This is a genomic window from Kocuria sp., from assembly GCF_030536815.1.
Taxonomy (GTDB): Bacteria; Actinomycetota; Actinomycetes; order Actinomycetales; family Micrococcaceae; genus Kocuria; species Kocuria gwangalliensis.
Genome location: NZ_JAUNPE010000243.1, coordinates 1 through 2,494, shown reverse-complemented (window position 1 = coordinate 2,494; position 2,494 = coordinate 1). Strand labels below are relative to the sequence as shown.

Annotated in this window: 3 protein-coding genes; all 3 read right to left on the bottom strand. The window is 68.0% G+C overall.

Going from position 1 to position 2,494, the window contains the following annotated elements:
- Positions 1–911 (bottom strand): glycosyltransferase family 2 protein (locus Q4E95_RS12730; RefSeq protein WP_303383654.1); only part of this gene is annotated, 911 nt, incomplete at its 3' end.
- Positions 898–1,995, bottom strand: a complete 1,098-nt coding sequence (locus Q4E95_RS12725; protein WP_303383653.1) for a HEAT repeat domain-containing protein — start codon at positions 1,993–1,995, stop codon at positions 898–900. The genes Q4E95_RS12725 and Q4E95_RS12730, both read right to left, overlap by 14 nt.
- Positions 1,996–2,002: 7 nt before the next feature.
- Complete coding sequence (locus Q4E95_RS12720; protein ID WP_303383652.1) at positions 2,003–2,386, bottom strand: response regulator transcription factor; 384 nt, start codon at positions 2,384–2,386, stop codon at positions 2,003–2,005.
- Positions 2,387–2,494 lie beyond the last annotated feature (108 nt).

Below are 2,494 nucleotides of genomic sequence, written 5' to 3'. Positions count from 1 at the left end.
GGCTTGCCCTGCTGCCGGAAGGTCTTGTGCAACCGCATGACCAGCTCGAAATCCTCGCCGATGCTACTGGTGTCGAAGCCGCCCACCGAGATCAATGCGTCACGGCGGAAGACGCCGAAAGCCCCGCTGATCAGTAAGAGCGCATTAATCCGGGACCACCCGGCCCGGCCCAGGTGGAAGGCGCGAAGATATTCCAGAACCTGGATGTCGGCAAGGGGCCTTCCGGGCATCCGGACATCCAGCACGCGCCCGCCCTTCACCCGGCACCCGTTGGCGGCGCGGATGACCCCTCCGGCTGCCACCGTGGTGATCGGGTCCTCAATGAACGGCCGGGCCACCGCCAGCAGCGCCCCGGGGTCCAAAATGGAGTCCGAGTCCACGAACAACACAAGGTCCTCGCGGGCCAGGTTCACGCCCGCGTTGACCGAATCACTGCGGCCCGAGTTGGCCTTACGCACCACCGTCAGCCGGGTCCGCCCGTCGCGAGGCATATGAATACTCGTGGGCGCTTCCAGAACTGCCACGTCCTGCGGCATCCGGCGTGTCACCGGGACCAGGTCGAAGGCTTTACGGAGCACCTCAAAGCCGTTGTCGGTGCTGCCGTCGTCCACCACAATGACCTCGTGATGCGGGTGTTGCAGGGACAGGAATGATTCCACGGCCACGCGGATCCCCATCTCCTCGTTATGCATGGCCGTCACCACGCTGATTCCCGGCATGGTCCGGGATCGCATGAGTTCCTCTCGACCGGCGAACGGCACCCGCCGCCGATGCGACACGAAGTCCACGGTCGCCAGCACGATCATTGCCAGGTAGGAGCTGTTGATCAGCAGGAAGTACACGAGAACGGGCCACGCCACGAACGCGAGCACGGCCGCGACGGCGGCGCGCAACAACTCAATCCAGTCCACGGGTGGCACTCCTCATGGTTGCGAGTTGCAGTGCGTAGGTGGCGGGCAGCTCAGCGGGACCCGGGGCGGCCGCGAACGCCCGCAGCCGCTCGCGGCCCCGCGGCCCCAGCTCCGCGAGGGCCACGGCCGCGCGTTCGGACAGTCTCGGACGGGTGTCCGCAACGAGCGGGGCCAACGCTTCCACCGATGAGGGCAGCCCGATTTCCTCAAGGGCATCCACGGCAGCGAGCGCCACGGTCTCGTCCGAATGCTGTGCGAAGCGGGACAGCATGGGCAGATCGAGCGAACCCCCGATTTCACCGAGTGCTTCCACGAGCGCCGCGAGGGTCCGGGGGTCCTGCTCCACGGCGAGCCGTTGCCGGACCACAGGGGCAGCTCGCGGTAACGGGCGGGTGCCGATCACCGTGGCCGCGACGTGGCGCACGGAAGGTTGCGGGTGCGCCGTCGCCTCCGCGACCACGGGGGCCACGGCGTCGTCGAACGCGCACAGGGACTCGACGGCCACCCAGCTGGGGAGTCCGCGCGGACGACGTCGCGGGGCCACCGCGCGCACCACGGGCCGGGCGGCCGTGCTGTCGCCGAGGAGCGTGAGGGCGCGCGCTGCGGCGACCACCACGTCCATGGAACGGTCCTGGAGCAGGGGGACGATCTTGGACCCCGATTCGCGCTCCCGCATCAACCCGAGGGTCCAGGCCGAGTACGCGCGCCGGATCGAGCGTTTGGAGGCCAGCCCCCGCAGCGCCCAGTTCGCCCGGCCGTGCGAGCGCAGCACCTGGGCCAGGGCGCGCGCCGGTTCCCCCTTGACCTTGGAAAGCATGGTGGAGACCGTGCGGTCCACCACGCGTACGCGTTGGTGGGTCACCGTGGTCAGCCGACCCAGTGCGGAGGAGTCTTCGTCCTCCCCCGAGGCCACCGCGAGCATGGCGGGTCTCAGCTCTTGGAGGACCTGGCGTTCTCGGCGTTCGCGCCAGAGCCGCCCGGCCCGCGCGCCGAGGATCACGGCGAGCAGAAAGATCGCGGCCCACACCAGGACCCACAACACCCCGGTCAACAGCTGCGGGGCCACCACGGTGGGGGTCACCACGAACGGTTCACCGTCCCCGGCCGAGCAGGGTGTTGACCCGGTGCAGCAATTCTCGCGGGCTGAAGGGCTTGGTCACGTAGTCGTCCGCGCCGGTGTTGTAACCGTCGTCCACGTCCGTGTCCCGGGCGCGTGCGGTCAGCAGGAGCACCTTGACCGGATCGAGGCGTTGCTCGGCCCGGATCTGACGCAAGACGTCCAATCCGCTGAGTCCCGGCATCATGACGTCCAGCACCACCAGGTCCGGTGCGGTGTCCTTGAGCACCTCGAGGGCCGCATTGCCGTCTCCCACGGCTCGAACATTGAAACCGGCCTGTTCGAGTTTGAAAACCACGAGGTCCCGAATATCGGGGTCGTCGTCCGCCACGAGAACTGAGTGCTGGGCAGGGGTCACGAGGGAACTCTGTGGGGTGGGGGGGAACACGCTCCGCGGGGGGTACGGGCGTGGAACTACCACACAGAATATGCGAGTTCATAGAAAAAACCGGGATTGCCCGCGGTC